This window comes from Synechococcus sp. MU1643, from assembly GCF_020514095.1.
GTDB lineage: Bacteria > Cyanobacteriota > Cyanobacteriia > PCC-6307 > Cyanobiaceae > Parasynechococcus.
Genome location: NZ_VTKY01000002.1, coordinates 333,041 through 347,535, shown reverse-complemented (window position 1 = coordinate 347,535; position 14,495 = coordinate 333,041). Strand labels below are relative to the sequence as shown.

Below are 14,495 nucleotides of genomic sequence, written 5' to 3'. Positions count from 1 at the left end.
TAGGCCGTTGGGAGAAGAAGGATGCCGGACCAGCCGACAAAAACGAAGCGGTCGCGCTTGAGCCAGTCATCGAGGACGTCAAACCATCCCCGCTGTGGCGCGCGTCCTACAGCGATCGTCATGAGAGTGCTTCATGATCCGTTACATGGCAGAGCCTAGGGGTTGATCACAGAAATGGGGCGGCTCCCCACACCCATTTCGACGGGATGAGTAGAAATGCGCATTTTTGAACCGACGGGATTCCGGTCCCTCCGCGAAGATGACGCATCGATTCTTCCCAAAGCTGTGTACGTCATCGAACTGGCCCTGCGCATGAGTCCTGTCCCGGTGTCTGTTCAGCGCAAGGAGCAGGCAGATGCAGATGCGCTGTATCAGCAGATCCGTCAGGCCCTAGAGAACGGTCAACCGCGGCTGCTGGAGCTCACCTGCGAGAAAGTGGAAGGCAAGAAAGTGACGCTGCTGGTCAGTGAGGTTCTCGCCGTTCAGCTTTATGAAAAAGCTTCGGCGTCGGGTGGCAGCAAGCGTCCCGGCTTTTCTCTTGTTTCCTGACACCTCGACCGCCGAACTAAGCGTTGAGGACGTCAGCCACCGTTGGCCGAACGGCCAACAGGCCCTCAATCACTGCAACCTGGTCATCCCTGGACCAGGCCTTTGGATGCTGGTGGGAAGCAATGGAAGCGGCAAGAGCACCCTGTTCCGCCTGATTTCCGGACTTCTTGAGTCCCAAAGCGGACGCATCGCCTGCCGCACCAAAACGGCCCTGGTATTTCAAAACCCAGACCATCAGCTGTTGCTCCCCAGTTGCGGCAGCGATCTGATGCTGGGTATGGACTCTCAAGGGCCACAACAGCATCGCCAGAGCACCGTGCGCGACCTACTGAGCCAATTCGGCCTCGCCCAACTGGAGAACCGACCGATTCACAGCCTCAGCGGCGGCCAGAAACAACGCCTGGCCATTGCCGGAGCCCTCGCGAGTGACGCCGGGCTATTGCTGCTCGATGAACCGACCGCTCTGTTGGATCCCAGCAGCCAAACCACGGTGCTGAACACCGTGCAACGGCTTTGCAAAGACCCCGTCAACCCGGTCACAGCGCTGTGGATCACCCACAGGCTCGGGGAATTGGCGTTCGCCGACGGCGCTGCCCGCATGCAAGACGGTCGGATTGGAGCATGGACCCGGGGAGCAGAACTGCGAAGGCGCTTGCAGGGCGGCACATTCGAGGGGTAAGGTCTTCGGGTCTCATTCCTCGGTAGCTCAGCGGTAGAGCGGTCGACTGTTAATCGATTGGTCGCAGGTTCGAATCCCGCCCGGGGAGCTTGAAGCCACAGCTGAAGCTGTGGCTTTTTTATTGACGAAAAAAAAATTCGTGACGGGGGATTGCCCGAAGCGGAAGACTTCCTAAACAGCCACTGGCGAAAGATAACTGGGAAAAAGCGCCAGATCCCTTTTCCTGCAAGCGATCTGCGACAACCAAGCCCACATAGAGCTCTTCATTGGAAATCTGCAGACACTTGAAAAGCTTGAGAGAATCCGTCCAGCGTTAATCCCCACAGACAGCGCTCTTTATTTCTCCAGCCGAATTGCCGCCGAACCGATGAAGCCATGCATCCTGCTAATCGAAGATGACCAGGACATGCGCGACCTGGTTGGCGGCCATTTGGAGCACAGCGGTTTCGATGTGCAGCGGGCCGACGATGGCATCAAAGGTCAGGCCCTTGCTCTCCAATACACCCCGGACCTGATCCTGCTTGATCTGATGCTGCCGAAAGTGGACGGCCTAACCCTGTGTCAGCGCCTAAGGAGAGACGACCGTACAGCAGGGATTCCAATCCTGATGCTCACGGCTCTCGGCGGCACCAAAGACAAGGTGAGCGGTTTCAATTCCGGAGCCGACGATTACCTGACCAAACCCTTCGACCTGGAAGAGCTTCAGGTGAGGGTCAAAGCCCTGCTTCGTCGCAGTGACAGAGCGCCCGTTGGATCCACCAATCACAACGAAATCCTCAGCTACGGGCCGCTAACCCTGGTGCCCGAAAGATTTGAAGCCATCTGGTTCGATCAACCGGTGCGGCTCACACATCTGGAGTTCGAACTACTCCATTGCCTGCTGCAGCGTCACGGTCAGACCGTGGCCCCCTCATTGATCCTCAAAGAGGTGTGGGGCTACGAACCCGACGACGATATCGAGACAATTCGCGTGCACGTCAGACACTTGCGAACCAAGCTGGAACCCGATCCGCGCAAGCCACGGTTCATCAAGACTGTGTATGGAGCTGGCTATTGCCTGGAGCTGCCCACCAGTGCCCAAATGGATGGCCTTGAGGACGTGGTCGCCATGGCCCGCGAGGAACGCAAGCAACAAGCTGACCGGGCATCCGCCTGATCACCACTCGGGTTGTCTATAGAAGGGATGGGGTGAGATCGAGCAGAGCCACCTCCCAGGCCAATCGAGGCTGAACAAATGAAAGCAGCTGCCCACGCAGGGTGTCTAAGCGCTTGAGCATGACGGCGGAACTACCGGAGCGCCAGAGCCGGTGCTGCCACCAGCCGATCAACCACAGCTGCTGCTCACCGTCGAGGGCTTCGCTGAGATCGCGTGCCAACGTCAGCGCCTCCATCGGAGTGTCGGGAAGCGAATCAAGGCGCTGAACCAACCCTTCAGGCAGACCAGCCAGACTGCGTCGATGGTCGATCAGAGCGCCTGGAGACCCGGCGGCCAGGGCCAAAAGTTCGGGGGCATCCTGAGCTGTGGAACCGGTGCGCTCGAGCACCTGAGCCATAGCCTCGGGGTTGAGCCGGAGGAAACGGATCAACTGACACCGGGAGCGAATCGTGCTGAGCAGCCGCTCGGGGGCTGACGTCAACAAAATCAGCACCCCATGGCCGGGTTCCTCCAGCGTTTTCAGTAGGGCATTGGCCGCCGCTTCCGCCATCGCCTCGGCGGCCTCAATCACGACCATGCCGCGCTTCGCCTCCACCGGCTGCCGGGCCAGACAGCGGCCAATGTCGCGAATCTGCTCCAACCGCAACTGGGGCGGGGTGCGGCGGCTGAGCCCCGCTTCCTCGGCTTCGGCGCGGGTCAGCAAACGGCCCTGATGCTGATAGGTGGGTTCGACCCAAAGCAGGTCGGGGTGATTGCGCTCCAGCAGGCGTCGGCGTTCCCGGGCCGAGGGCTGACCATCGGCCAGCAGTCCCTCCAGAAAGCGCACCGCCGCCAACTGTCGTCCCACCCCTTCAGGGCCGGCAAAGAGGTAGGCCGGGGCCACGCGTTCCTGAGCCAGGGCTGCCGAAAGCAGATCAACGGCGAGGGGCTGGCCGATCAGATCCTCAAACAGCGCGCTCAAGCCAGATGCTCCTGAACCTGACGTTCCAGAGCAGCACGAACATCACTGGTGGACTGATCTGCAGCGACGGCACACCAGGAACGCTGCTGAGCCAACTGGGCAAAACCCTGCGCAACCCGCTCCAGGAATGCGGCTCCCTCAGCTTCGATTCGGTCCTCCTCGTCCCCGAGACGGCGCTGCAGGCTCTCTTGAACGGAAAGCCGCAGCCAGAGGGTGAGATCGGGCTGCAGCCCCGTGGTGGCGATCTGTTCGAGCCGCTGAATCAAGTCCCGATCCAAACCACGGCCATAGCCTTGATAGGCGAGGGTCGATCCTGCGAAACGATCGCTGATCACCCAATCACCACGCTCCAGAGCAGGACGGATCAACGTTTCAACATGCTGAGCCCGATCGGCGGCATACAGCAGCAGTTCAGAGGTGGGAGCTGGTGCCTCCTGGTCTCCCGTGTGCAGCAGGAGTTCACGGATCGAGCGCCCCATGGGAGTGCCTCCCGGCTCACGGGTGCAGAGCAGGGCAGCGCCCTTAGGCATCAGACCGCTGTTGGGCAACCACTCGACCAGATGCCGGATCTGCGTGGTCTTGCCGCAGCCATCGATGCCCTCCAGAACAATGAAGCGACCTGTCATGGCAAGCGAAGAGCCAGGGCATTGAGGACCACAGTGATCGAACTCATGGCCATCAGCAGCGCCGCCAGCGGGGGCGACAGCAGCACCCCATGGCTAGGGAGCAGGGCACCTGCGGCCACCGGAAGAACGATGAGGTTGTAACCGAAGGCCCAGAACAGGTTCTGCCGCACCTTCACCAGGGTGCGGCGCGCCAGGCTGAGGGCTTCAGGCAGATTGTCGAGCCGATCGCCGAGCAACACCAGACCAGCAGAGTCTTGAGCGATCTGGGTTCCAGTGCCAATGGCAATCCCAAGGTCAGCCGCGGCCAGGGCCGGCGCATCGTTGATGCCGTCACCCACCATCGCCACCCGCTCCTCCTGCCGCAGCTGCTCGAGGCGCTGCAGCTTCTGCTCCGGCAGCATCTGCCAGCCCAGATCCTGGGCAGCAAAGCCCAGCTGCTGACCAAGACGCTGAACGGCAGCCTGCCGATCACCGCTGAACACCGAAAGCGCCAGCCCGTGAGAGCGCAGGCGTTGCAGGGCTGGAGCAACATCCGGGCGCATCTGATCCTCGATCTGAACCAAGCCCACCAGAACATCTCCCACAGCCACCGCCACTACCGAGCCTTCAGCGGCGGCAAGCCAGTCCTGGGCTGCGGGGGCGATGGCAACACCCTGCTCCACCAACCAGTCGGGCTTGCCCACACGCACCCGAGCCGATGCACCGTCCACATGGCCCTCCAGGCCCTGACCAGACACGGTGCGAACGTCCTCGCACTCCAGCAGAGCGAGCTCCCGGCCCTGGGCCTCCTGCAGCAGGGCGTAGGCCAAGGGATGTCGGCTGCTTTGCTCCAGGCTGGCCGCGAGCTGCAACAACTGACCCGGGTCATCCCCATACACATCGGTCACCAGGGGGCGACCCAAGGTGAGGGTGCCGGTCTTGTCGAAGACCACATGCTCCAAACCGGCGGCGGTTTCGATCACATCACCACCGCGGAACAGCCAGCCGCGCCGTGCCGCCAGGCCCGTGGCCACCGTGATCACGGTAGGGGTCGCCAAACCGAGGGCACAGGGGCAGGCGACCACCAGCACCGCGATCGACAGTTGCAGGGCCAGACCCATCGGGGTGCTGGCTCCACTGCCCAAGCCGCCGTGATGCATGCCATGGCCATGGTCCATCCCATGGGGCATCTCATGGGGCATTGGCATCCCAGGTGCTGAAGCCTGCAGGACCTCAGGCCAGTGATCAGCACCGAACAACCACCAAAACAAAAACGTGGCGAGGGCCAAGCCGATAACGCCATAGCAGAAGCGGCCTGCCACACGATCGGCCAAGCCCTGGATAGGGGCCCGACGGGCCTGGGCCTGCTCCACCAAACGAATGATCCGGGCCAGGGCGGTTTCGGCACCGACACGGGTGACCTTCAGCACCAAGGTTGCCTCCAAATTGAGGCTGCCGGAGGACAACTCAGTGCCGGGCTCCGCCTGTAGGGGCAAGGGCTCACCGGTAAGGCTGGACACATCAACGGCCGAGGCCCCCTCGAGTACCACCCCATCCACCGGAACGCGGTCACCGGCCAGCAACTGCACGGTTTCACCGGGCCTGAGAGCGCCGACGCGCACCTCACGAATCGCCCCGTCGGTCAACAGGAGACGCGCGGTGTCCGGCTGGAGCTCGGCCAATTGCTGCAGGGCCTGACCAGTCCGAAAACGGGCCCGTTCCTCCAGGAAACGTCCCAGCAGGACAAACCCCAGCAACATCACCGGTTCATTGAAAAAGCAGGGCCAACCCACCTGGGGCCAGACCAAGGCCACCAGGCTGGCCACATAGGCACTGCTCACCCCCAGACCCACGAGGGAATCCATGCTGGGGGCCCCTGCTCGAGCCGCCGCAACACCACCCATCAGGATCGGACGGCCCGGTCCCAGCAGAGCCACCGTTGCCAGCGTGGCGTGAAAAGGCAGGCTGCCAATCAGGGGAAGCGAGAGGTGACCTGCCTCGCTGAGATGCCCCAGCACCGACAGCAAAAGCAGCACCAGAGCCACCATCAACTGTCGCCATTGCTGCCACCATCCCGGCAGCGCTTGGCCAGCAGCAGCACCGATGGGGTCATCCAAGGCGCGCTCCTTAGCTGGGAAGCCCCTGTCTGCGAGGGCTTTCAGAACACCACTTACATCACTCTCACCGGCGGTGAGATCGAGCCAGGCCGAACGGCTCACCAGATTCACATCGGCGCGCTGCACACCGGGCTGATCCAGCAGGGTGGTTTCCACAGCGCGGACGCAACCGCCGCATTTCATCCCTTCCACATCCAGGACGACGGTCTGAACCGCAGGGCTCACAGGTGTTTACGCAACAGGGATCTTTACGAGCAGGCTAGGTCGGGCTCCGGTCCCGTCAGGATGGGGGTCCGTCCGCCGGAGCGCCGTGCCCCGCAGCAACCGCAACGACAACTTCATTGACAAGAGCTTCACGGTGATGGCGGACCTGATCGTCAAGCTGTTGCCGATCAATGCCCGATCCAAGGAGGCCTACGTCTATTACCGCGATGGCCTCTCCGCCCAGAACGATGGTGACTACGCCGAAGCGCTGGAGAACTACGAGGAGGCCCTGAAGCTTGAGGAGAACTCCACCGACCGGAGCGAAACCCTCAAGAACATGGCGATCATCTACATGTCCAACGGCGAGGAGGAGCGGGCGATCGAGACCTACCGCAAGGCTCTCGAGGAAAACCCGAACCAGCCCTCCTGCCTGAAGAACATGGGGCTGATCTACGAGAAGCGGGGCCGCATCGCCGAGGAAGGCGGTGAACAGGACGAAGCGGATCGCTGGTTTGACCAGGCCGCCGACGTCTGGACCCAGGCCGTGCGCCTCAATCCCGGCGGTTATCTCGATATCGAGAACTGGCTGAAGTCCACCGGCCGCAGCAACGTCGACGTTTACTTCTGAATCAGTCCTGGTCGGGCTGCACGGCCTCACCAAGCGCCAGCACCAGGGCCTCGGTGACGCTGTCGGCCTCCAGAAGAGCCAGATCCAAACCCGAGGCCAGATCGCCCAGGCCACTGCCCCGGGGAACGACGGCACGCTGGAACCCCAGCCGGGCCGCTTCCTGGAGCCGAAGCTCCAGCTGACCCACAGGGCGCAACTGCCCACCCAAACCGAGCTCGCCGATCAACACCGTGCCCGCAGGCAGGGTGAGATCTCTGAAGCTGGCCACCACCGCTGCAGCAACTCCCAGATCCGCCGCCGGTTCCTCCACCTCAAGGCCACCGGCAACGGCGAGATAGCAGTCGAAACGGGAGAGCGGCAGTCCCATGTGCTTCTCCAGCACCGCGAGGATCTGGTGCAGACGGTTGGTGCCGATCCCGGTGGCCGTGCGGCGCGGACTGGCATAGCTGGTGACGTTCACCAAGGCCTGCAGATCCACCACCAATGAACGCGTGCCCTCACAGGCCACGATCGTGGCAACACCGGAGGCGCGAGCATCACTGAGGAACAGCTCACTGGGGTTGCCCACCTCGGCCAGGCCACCGCTTTGCATTTCAAACAAGCCCAACTCATGGGTGGCACCGAATCGGTTCTTGACGGCCCGCAACAGGCGATGACTGGCGAAGCGATCCCCCTCAAAGGTGAGCACCGCATCCACGAGGTGTTCCAACACCTTCGGGCCGGCCAACATGCCTTCCTTGGTGACATGGCCCACCAAAAGCAGAGAAATGTTCTGACGTTTGGCCAGCCGTTGCAGGGCGGCCGCACATTCACGCACCTGACCGACCGACCCCGGCGCACTGGTGAGGTTGGCGTCATGCAACGCCTGAATGCTGTCGATGATCGCCACAGCGGGGCGCAGTGCCTCCAGCTCCTCCAGCACCAATTCCAGATCGGTTTCGGCCAGCAACTGCAGCTCCGACGCTCCCCCTGCAAGCCGCTGCCAGCGCAGCTTCACCTGCTGAGCTGATTCCTCAGCACTCACATAGAGCACTGATGCACCGGCCGCCATCGCTGAGGCGCTCTGCAGCAGCAATGTGCTCTTGCCGATGCCCGGATCGCCTCCAACGAGCACCAGCGAACCGGGAACCAGACCACCACCCAGGACGCGGTCAAATTCCGCCGACCCGGTCGCCAGACGCTGCAGCGGCTGATCCTCCAGCGAGGCCATGGCCGTGGACCGTCGCGGGGCAGCGGCCACCTCCGGATCAGGGGCACTGCGGCGGCGGCGGCCATCGTCGGCAGGCTGGGATTGCTCGACCAACGAATTCCAGCTGCCGCACTCCGGGCAACGTCCAAAAAACTGTCGGGCACGGGCTCCACAGACCTGACAGATGAAAACAGCGGTGGATTTGGGCACTGCGAACTGTGAAGAAAGTTGCCGTTGAATGAACGAATCAGGGGGCTGCCCTTTTATTTGTGGCGAGAAGTGACTAACGCCTCGGTGCCCATGACGGCCACGGCTCCCACCAAGGAAACGATCCTCGTGGTCGACGATGAGGCATCGATCCGAAGGATCCTGGAAACCCGTTTATCCATGATCGGGTACAACGTCGTGACTGCCTGCGACGGAACCGAGGCGCTGGAATTGTTCCCCACCTGCATGCCCGACCTGGTGGTGCTGGACGTGATGATGCCAAAGCTGGACGGCTATGGCGTCTGCCAGGAGTTGCGCAAGGAATCCGACGTTCCCATCGTGATGTTGACGGCACTCGGCGACGTGGCCGACCGGATCACCGGGCTTGAGCTCGGCGCCGATGACTATGTGGTGAAGCCCTTTAGCCCGAAGGAGCTGGAAGCCCGCATCCGCTGCGTGCTGCGCCGGGTCGAGAAGGAGCAGGTGGCGGGCATTCCCAACTCCGGCGTCATCCAGGTAAGCGACCTGCGCATCGACACCAACAAACGCCAGGTGTTTCGAGGCGATGAACGCATCCGCCTAACGGGGATGGAATTCAGCCTGTTGGAACTGCTGGTGAGCCGTTCCGGTGAACCGTTCAACCGCGGCGAGATCCTCAAGGAAGTTTGGGGTTACACCCCCGAGCGCCACGTGGACACCCGGGTGGTGGATGTTCATATCTCTCGCCTTCGCTCCAAATTGGAGGATGATCCTGCCAATCCCGAGTTGATCCTCACGGCTCGGGGCACCGGCTACCTGTTCCAGCGCATCGTCGATTCCGTTGCCTCCGAAGGTTCCTGATCCCACCCCGGCCCCTCAGCCGCGGCACAAGACCAACCGTCCTCGGGCGATCCGTCGCCTGGTGATTTGGTATCGGCGCAACGCCGCCGTCACAACCATCGTCGATGGCGCTGCCAGCTCCGCAACGGCAGCGGGCTCGATGGCGGGCAACGTGGCGGGAACCGTTGTCTCCGGAGCCGGCACAGTGGCCAGCAGCGTGCTCCAACCACTGGTGTTCGATCCCCTGCGCTGGCTGCAGGGGGGAACCGATACCGATGAGATCAACGATGCGGAGCGTCTCTGGGTGGCCGTCGATGGCATGGGCGGTGACCACGCACCGGGACCCATCCTGGAAGGATGCCTGGACGCCATTGACCGGCTGCCTCTGAAGATCCGCTTCGTGGGGGAAATCGAACGGGTGATGGCCGCCGCCAACAGCCTCGGCCTGCGCGAAGCCTTGGAGAGTGCGCGTGCAGCAGGACATCTGGACCTGGTGGCCAGTGGCCCCTCCATCGGCATGGATGACGAGGCCACGGCGGTGCGGCGCAAACGGGACGCCAGCATCAATGTGGCCATGGACCTCGTGAAGAAAGGCGAGGCCACGGCGGTGTACTCCGCCGGCAATTCCGGTGCAGTGATGGCCTCGGCGATTTTTCGGCTGGGACGGCTGAAGGGCATCGACCGACCCGCCATCGGTGCCCTATTCCCCACCAAGGATCCAGGCCAGCCGGTGTTGGTGCTCGATGTGGGCGCCAACATGGACTGCAAACCCACCTATTTGCACCAGTTCGCCCTGCTGGGGAACATCTACAGCCGGGATGTGCTGCAGGTGAAACGCCCACGCATCGGGCTGCTGAATATTGGCGAGGAAGAGTGCAAGGGGAACGAGCTCTCCCTGAAGACCCATGAATTGCTGCGGGACGAATCCAGGCTCCACTTCGCCGGCAACTGCGAAGGCCGTGATGTGCTGTCAGGCGAGTTCGATGTGGTGGTCTGCGATGGATTCACCGGCAATGTGCTGCTGAAGTTCCTGGAGTCCGTCGGCAGTGTGCTGCTGGGGGTGCTGCGGGCGGAGTTGCCCCGAGGGCGCCGCGGCAAGGTGGGATCAGCGTTTCTGCGCAGCAACCTGAAACGCATCAAGAAGCGGCTCGACCATGCCGAGCACGGTGGTGCTCTGTTGCTTGGCGTTAACGGCATTTCCGTGATCGGCCACGGCAGCAGCAAGGCCCTCTCGGTGGTCAGTGCCCTGCGCATTGCCCACTCCGCAGCAAGCCATGGGGTGATGGAGGATCTCGCCACGCTGCAACAGGGTTGTGATTGACTGACGCGACGTCAATCAACCTCCACCTTGGTCGAGCCGCTCAGCACAACCAGGGGGGTGTTGTTCCGAGGGTCTGGCAGCGCGACGCCAAGCCGTTCCATCAGCAACGCCGAGCTTGGCCAGCGGGTTGAGACGAGTGACGAATGGATCCGCAGTCGCACCGGGATTGCCGCACGACGGGTGGTCAACAGCGACGAATCCCTTGCAGAACTGAGCGGACTGGCGGCGGAAAAGGCCCTGAAGATGGCCGGTTGGTCGGCCGACAGCATCGATCTGATCCTGTTGGCCACCTCCACCCCTGACGACCTGTTCGGTTCAGCGCCACGACTGCAGGCTCGCCTCGGCGCCACCAATGCCGCGGCCTTCGATCTCACCGCTGCCTGCAGCGGCTTTCTCTTCGCCGTTGTCACCGCCGCCCAGTACCTGCGCAGTGGGGCGATGCGCCGCATCCTCGTGGTGGGGGCCGATCAGCTCAGCCGCTGGGTGAACTGGGACGATCGACGCTCCTGTGTTCTGTTCGGTGATGCAGCCGGTGCTGTGGTGCTGGAGGCTTCAGAGAACGGCCAGGACGATCTCGATGGATTCCTGTTGCGCTCCGATGGCAGCCGCGGCGAGGTGCTCCAGCTCCCCCAGGTAAGCCAGCGCCAGCCCCTGGTAGGGGACGCCAGCCATCAGTGCGGCGGCTTCGATCCCATTCAGATGAATGGGCAGGAGGTTTACAAATTCGCTGTGCGCGAGGTGCCAGCGATTCTCGAAAAGCTGCTTGAGCAGGGTGGTGTCGCTGCAGATTCCCTGGATTGGCTGCTGCTGCATCAGGCCAACCAGCGCATCCTTGATGCGGTGGCGGATCGCTTCTCGGTGCCCTCCGAAAAAGTCCTCAGCAACCTGGCCCACTACGGCAACACCTCAGCAGCCACCATCCCCTTAATGCTGGATGAAGCCGTGCGCGATGGACGCATCCAACCCGGCCACCGCATCGCCAGCAGTGGATTCGGTGCGGGATTGAGCTGGGGGGCAGCCCTCTTCCGTTGGAGCGGGCCCGCCTAATCTCCGGCACGGTCTGCAGAACACAGCAATGGCGATTGCCTGGGTCTTTCCCGGTCAGGGCTCTCAAAAGGTGGGCATGGCAGAAGCACTGCTCAGCATCGATGGCAGCCGCGAGCGTTTCGCCATGGCCTCCGAGCTGCTGGGGCGCGACCTGCTGGCGATCTGCCAGGGGGAAAGCGGCGGTGGTGATGGGCCCGATGACCTCAACGACACGCGCAACACCCAGCCCGCCCTGTTCGTGATCGAATCGGTGCTGGCCGACAACCTTCAGCAGCAGGGCCGCGAGCCTGCGCTGGTGGCCGGCCACAGCCTGGGCGAACTCGTTGCTTTGTACAGCGCAGGGGTGTTTGGGCTGGAGACGGGTCTGCAGCTGATGAAAACCCGCTCAGAACTGATGGCGAACGCTGGGGGCGGCGCCATGACGGCTGTGATCGGCTTCGATCGCACTCAGCTGGACGACCTGGTGGCCTCCACGGACGGCGTCAGCATCGCCAATGACAACAGTGATGCCCAGGTGGTGATTTCCGGAGCTCCAGAGGCCGTGCAGAGCGTGAGTGAGGCTCTGAAATGCAAGCGCGCCATCCCTCTTGCCGTCTCCGGAGCCTTCCACTCCCCGTTCATGGCGGAAGCGGCTGAACGCTTCGCCGCCGAGCTGGACAACGTGCCCTTCCTCGATGCCCGCGTGCCATTGCTCAGCAACAGCGCCGCGAGCGCCAGCACCAGCGCGGACGAGCTCAAACTGCGCCTGAAGCAGCAGATGACCACCGGCGTGCGCTGGCGCGAGACCATGACGGCGATGACCGACAGCGGCGTGGACACCCTGGTGGAAATCGGTCCCGGCAACGTCCTCAGTGGCTTGGCGAAACGCAGCATGAGCGGTGTCACCACCGCCCAGATCTCCGGGGCGGGGGACCTCGGACAGTGAGTCACTCCAGCCTCGTCCGCACCCCCAAGCCGAGCTTCACCTACCGGCTGGTCAGCAGCCTTCTGGTGTTCCCCGTCTTCCGCTTTCTGTTCCGAGGATCGACCGCCGGCAACAACAGAGTGCCCATGCAAGGGGCCCTCGTGGTGGTGGCCAACCATGGGTCGCACCTGGACCCACCCTTGCTGGGCCATGCCCTGGGGCGCCCCGTGGCCTTCATGGCAAAGGCGGAACTGTTCAACATCCCACTGCTGGGACGCGTGATTCGGGCCTGTGGTGCTTACCCCGTGCGGCGGGGTGCCAGTGACCGCGAAGCGATCCGCACCGCAACGGCGCGTCTGGAAGAGGGCTGGGCCACCGGCGTGTTTCTGGACGGCACCCGCCAAAGCGACGGCCGGATCAACAACCCACTCCCAGGAGCAGCCCTGCTGGCGGCTCGCACGGGAGCCCCGCTGCTGCCTGTGGCCATCTGCAACAGCCACCGCGCCTTGGGCACCGGGCGAAGCTGGCCGCGCCTGGTGCCGATTCAGCTGCGGATCGGCGACCCCATCCCAGCCCCGGCCAGTCGCCGCAGGCCCGATCTGGATGCCACCACCGCCCTGCTGCAGGAACGCATCAACGCCCTGCTAGATCAGGGTCCGCAGCATCCCTGAGGTCGCGACCGGTCATCACCCACGCCACCGCACGAACCCAATCACTCCATTGCTTGAGACGCCCCTCGCGGATGCAGTCCTCACGGCAGGCCACGGGGACACCGGTGAGCTGAATTCCACGGCTGCCCGCCACCACCTGGCCCACCGCCATCGAGCGGGGCAGATGGTCTTCGCTGGTCACCAGCAGCACGTGGCGAACGCCGTCCGCCTGCAGCTCATCCACCACAGACGTGAAGTTGCTGAGGGTGTCACGGGCCCGGTAATCCAAGGTGACGCGTTCGGGATTGAAGCGCTCCTCACTCAGCATCCATTCGGCGTACTCAGGGTTGCTGCCACCGCTCACCAGCAGGGGTAGATCGAGCTGACGCGCCAACCGGGCACCCATTCGTTCCCGGTCCACATCCCCCCCGAGCACCAGCACCAGCTGCGGCGGGCTGCGATCCAACAGAGCCCGCCGATAGGGCGACAGCGGTCCGGGCCCCAACAGCCAGGCCATCAGACCAGCACCCAGCAGAAGCCCTGTACGCACGCCCGCCATCAGACCTGTCCAACAGGGGAGGTGGGGTAGATCGGCAAAACCTCAGCCCAGGGCATCACTGCCCCGGCAGCATGGCTGCGCTGCAACAGCTGCAGCAACAGCGCCACATCAGCTGCCACATCCAGTTGCGCCTCAACGGCGGGCTGGGGAGAAGCCCCCTGCGGCAGCAGGGTTGGCAGGCTGAGTTCGTCAACCTGCCCAGAGGTGATGCGGTACTCACCACCCACCACCCCCCGGCGGGGCAACTCCTGGGTGATCCAAAACGGTTCCCCTTGCATGGATTGGGGCAGTTGCCGCTCCAAGCGTGGCGCCATCAGGGCATAACTGCTCACCCCCAGCAGGGGGCAATCCAACTGTTGCGCCAGGGTGCGGGCCATCACCACAGTGAGGCGGGTGCCGGTGAAGCCGCCGGGTCCCGTCGCTACGGCAAGGCCCTGCAACTGAGGCCAACGCTCAGGCGGGAGGAGCGACTGAACCCGCGAAATCAACCTGTTGGACAGGCCCCGGCCATCCGGATGGACCTGCACCAGGAGTTCTGCCCCAGGCTGCTGGGGATCCAGCAGCGCCATGCCGAAGCAGTCAGAACAACTGTGCAAGGCCAGCAGGAGTGGCAGGGCGGTCATCGGGGCAGCTCCTGACCAGGACGGCAACGCTGCCACCGTCCTGGATCCGCTTTAAAGCTGGAGCAGGAACGCACATCCCACTCAATCCCGGCCTGGCCATCGGGGAGATCCATCACCGAGACGTGAATGCGAGGCCCATCTGGCTCAAAATCCGGTATCTCCGCCAAATGCGGAACACCATGCTGACGCTCAACTGCGTGATAGGCCTGACAACGGTCGACCCAGCTGCAATCCACGCAGATGCACATGCCTCCCAAGGCCGTTCACTCCCCCATTC

The 14,495-nt window shown here is 63.3% G+C and carries 16 protein-coding genes, 1 tRNA gene and 1 pseudogene; 10 read left to right on the top strand and 8 right to left on the bottom strand.

Annotated features, from left to right (window positions below):
* A pseudogene (locus FZX09_RS06050) lies at positions 1 to 122 on the bottom strand (photosystem II D2 protein (photosystem q(a) protein)); the annotation flags it as partial.
* Between the two features lie 163 nt (positions 123 to 285).
* Here FZX09_RS06050 and FZX09_RS06045 point away from each other — a divergent pair.
* The 4 genes from FZX09_RS06045 to FZX09_RS06030 all read left to right on the top strand — a co-directional run bounded on the left by FZX09_RS06045 (position 286) and on the right by FZX09_RS06030 (position 2,384).
* Positions 286 to 549 (top strand): hypothetical protein, encoded by a 264-nt coding sequence (locus tag FZX09_RS06045; RefSeq protein ID WP_226401146.1) that lies wholly within the window; start codon positions 286 to 288, stop codon positions 547 to 549.
* Positions 539 to 1,228 carry an ABC transporter ATP-binding protein gene (locus tag FZX09_RS06040; protein ID WP_226401080.1) on the top strand — a complete coding sequence of 230 codons (690 nt, stop codon included), beginning with the start codon at positions 539 to 541 and terminating at the stop codon, positions 1,226 to 1,228. The genes FZX09_RS06045 and FZX09_RS06040 overlap by 11 nt, the downstream gene beginning before the upstream one ends.
* Before the next feature lie 16 nt (positions 1,229 to 1,244).
* Positions 1,245 to 1,316 (top strand) — tRNA-Asn (locus FZX09_RS06035).
* A 279-nt stretch (positions 1,317 to 1,595) separates the two neighbouring features.
* Entirely contained in the window at positions 1,596 to 2,384 is a 789-nt protein-coding gene (locus tag FZX09_RS06030; protein WP_226401078.1) for a response regulator transcription factor, read from the top strand.
* A 16-nt stretch (positions 2,385 to 2,400) separates the two neighbouring features.
* Here FZX09_RS06030 and holB read toward each other — a convergent pair whose 3' ends face one another.
* The 3 genes from holB to FZX09_RS06015 are packed head-to-tail and all read right to left on the bottom strand — an operon-like array spanning position 2,401 to position 6,292.
* Complete coding sequence (gene holB / locus FZX09_RS06025) at positions 2,401 to 3,345, bottom strand: DNA polymerase III subunit delta' (RefSeq protein WP_226401076.1); 945 nt, start codon at positions 3,343 to 3,345, stop codon at positions 2,401 to 2,403.
* A complete protein-coding gene (tmk, locus tag FZX09_RS06020) occupies positions 3,342 to 3,971 on the bottom strand; it encodes a dTMP kinase (protein WP_226401074.1) in 630 nt (209 codons plus the stop codon). Before tmk ends, holB begins: the two co-directional genes overlap by 4 nt.
* Positions 3,968 to 6,292, bottom strand: coding sequence for a heavy metal translocating P-type ATPase (locus FZX09_RS06015; RefSeq protein WP_226401072.1), 2,325 nt, complete (start codon positions 6,290 to 6,292; stop codon positions 3,968 to 3,970). The genes tmk and FZX09_RS06015 overlap by 4 nt, the downstream gene beginning before the upstream one ends.
* Before the next feature lie 85 nt (positions 6,293 to 6,377).
* Between FZX09_RS06015 and FZX09_RS06010 the strand changes: the two genes are divergently transcribed.
* Positions 6,378 to 6,899: a photosystem I assembly protein Ycf3 gene (locus tag FZX09_RS06010; protein WP_226401069.1), complete on the top strand. Its 522-nt coding sequence runs from the start codon at positions 6,378 to 6,380 to the stop codon at positions 6,897 to 6,899.
* 1 nt (position 6,900) lies between these two features.
* Here FZX09_RS06010 and radA read toward each other — a convergent pair whose 3' ends face one another.
* A complete protein-coding gene (radA, locus tag FZX09_RS06005) occupies positions 6,901 to 8,298 on the bottom strand; it encodes a DNA repair protein RadA (RefSeq protein WP_226401067.1) in 1,398 nt (465 codons plus the stop codon).
* Between the two features lie 90 nt (positions 8,299 to 8,388).
* Between radA and rpaB the strand changes: the two genes are divergently transcribed.
* From rpaB to FZX09_RS05980, 5 genes are read left to right on the top strand one after another with little or no spacing between them, the layout of a single operon-like run.
* Positions 8,389 to 9,135 (top strand): response regulator transcription factor RpaB, encoded by a 747-nt coding sequence (gene rpaB, locus FZX09_RS06000; RefSeq protein ID WP_226401136.1) that lies wholly within the window; start codon positions 8,389 to 8,391, stop codon positions 9,133 to 9,135.
* Positions 9,116 to 10,435, top strand: a complete 1,320-nt coding sequence (gene plsX, locus FZX09_RS05995; protein ID WP_226401064.1) for a phosphate acyltransferase PlsX — start codon at positions 9,116 to 9,118, stop codon at positions 10,433 to 10,435. Before rpaB ends, plsX begins: the two co-directional genes overlap by 20 nt.
* Positions 10,436 to 10,492: 57 nt before the next feature.
* Positions 10,493 to 11,482, top strand: a complete 990-nt coding sequence (locus FZX09_RS05990) for a beta-ketoacyl-ACP synthase III (protein ID WP_226401134.1) — start codon at positions 10,493 to 10,495, stop codon at positions 11,480 to 11,482.
* A gap of 28 nt (positions 11,483 to 11,510) precedes the next feature.
* Positions 11,511 to 12,407, top strand: a complete 897-nt coding sequence (gene fabD, locus FZX09_RS05985; RefSeq protein ID WP_226401062.1) for an ACP S-malonyltransferase — start codon at positions 11,511 to 11,513, stop codon at positions 12,405 to 12,407.
* Positions 12,404 to 13,057 (top strand): lysophospholipid acyltransferase family protein, encoded by a 654-nt coding sequence (locus tag FZX09_RS05980; RefSeq protein WP_226401060.1) that lies wholly within the window; start codon positions 12,404 to 12,406, stop codon positions 13,055 to 13,057. The genes fabD and FZX09_RS05980 overlap by 4 nt, the downstream gene beginning before the upstream one ends.
* On the opposite strand, the gene FZX09_RS05975 is transcribed toward FZX09_RS05980, so the two are convergent.
* Genes FZX09_RS05975 through FZX09_RS05965 form a run of 3 tightly spaced genes read right to left on the bottom strand, consistent with a single transcriptional unit; the run spans position 13,020 to position 14,466 of the window.
* Positions 13,020 to 13,595 (bottom strand): YdcF family protein, encoded by a 576-nt coding sequence (locus tag FZX09_RS05975; protein ID WP_226401058.1) that lies wholly within the window; start codon positions 13,593 to 13,595, stop codon positions 13,020 to 13,022. The two genes, FZX09_RS05980 and FZX09_RS05975, sit on opposite strands and share 38 nt — an antisense overlap.
* Positions 13,595 to 14,218 (bottom strand): tRNA (adenosine(37)-N6)-threonylcarbamoyltransferase complex dimerization subunit type 1 TsaB, encoded by a 624-nt coding sequence (tsaB, locus tag FZX09_RS05970; RefSeq protein ID WP_226401056.1) that lies wholly within the window; start codon positions 14,216 to 14,218, stop codon positions 13,595 to 13,597. Before tsaB ends, FZX09_RS05975 begins: the two co-directional genes overlap by 1 nt.
* Positions 14,215 to 14,466 (bottom strand): Ycf34 family protein, encoded by a 252-nt coding sequence (locus FZX09_RS05965; RefSeq protein WP_226401054.1) that lies wholly within the window; start codon positions 14,464 to 14,466, stop codon positions 14,215 to 14,217. Before FZX09_RS05965 ends, tsaB begins: the two co-directional genes overlap by 4 nt.
* Positions 14,467 to 14,495: the final 29 nt, after the last annotated feature.

Excerpts from the sequence above, each read along its gene's own strand:
- FZX09_RS05975 (WP_226401058.1), bottom strand. The coding sequence starts at position 13,595 with ATGGCGGGCGTGCGTACAGGGCTTCTGCTGGGTGCTGGTCTGATGGCC.
- rpaB (WP_226401136.1), top strand. The coding sequence starts at position 8,389 with ATGACGGCCACGGCTCCCACCAAGGAAACGATCCTCGTGGTCGACGAT.
- tsaB (WP_226401056.1), bottom strand. The coding sequence starts at position 14,218 with ATGACCGCCCTGCCACTCCTGCTGGCCTTGCACAGTTGTTCTGACTGC.
- fabD (WP_226401062.1), top strand. The coding sequence starts at position 11,511 with ATGGCGATTGCCTGGGTCTTTCCCGGTCAGGGCTCTCAAAAGGTGGGC.
- tmk (WP_226401074.1), bottom strand. The coding sequence starts at position 3,971 with ATGACAGGTCGCTTCATTGTTCTGGAGGGCATCGATGGCTGCGGCAAG.
- FZX09_RS06030 (WP_226401078.1), top strand. The coding sequence starts at position 1,596 with ATGAAGCCATGCATCCTGCTAATCGAAGATGACCAGGACATGCGCGAC.
- FZX09_RS05965 (WP_226401054.1), bottom strand. The coding sequence starts at position 14,466 with ATGTGCATCTGCGTGGATTGCAGCTGGGTCGACCGTTGTCAGGCCTAT.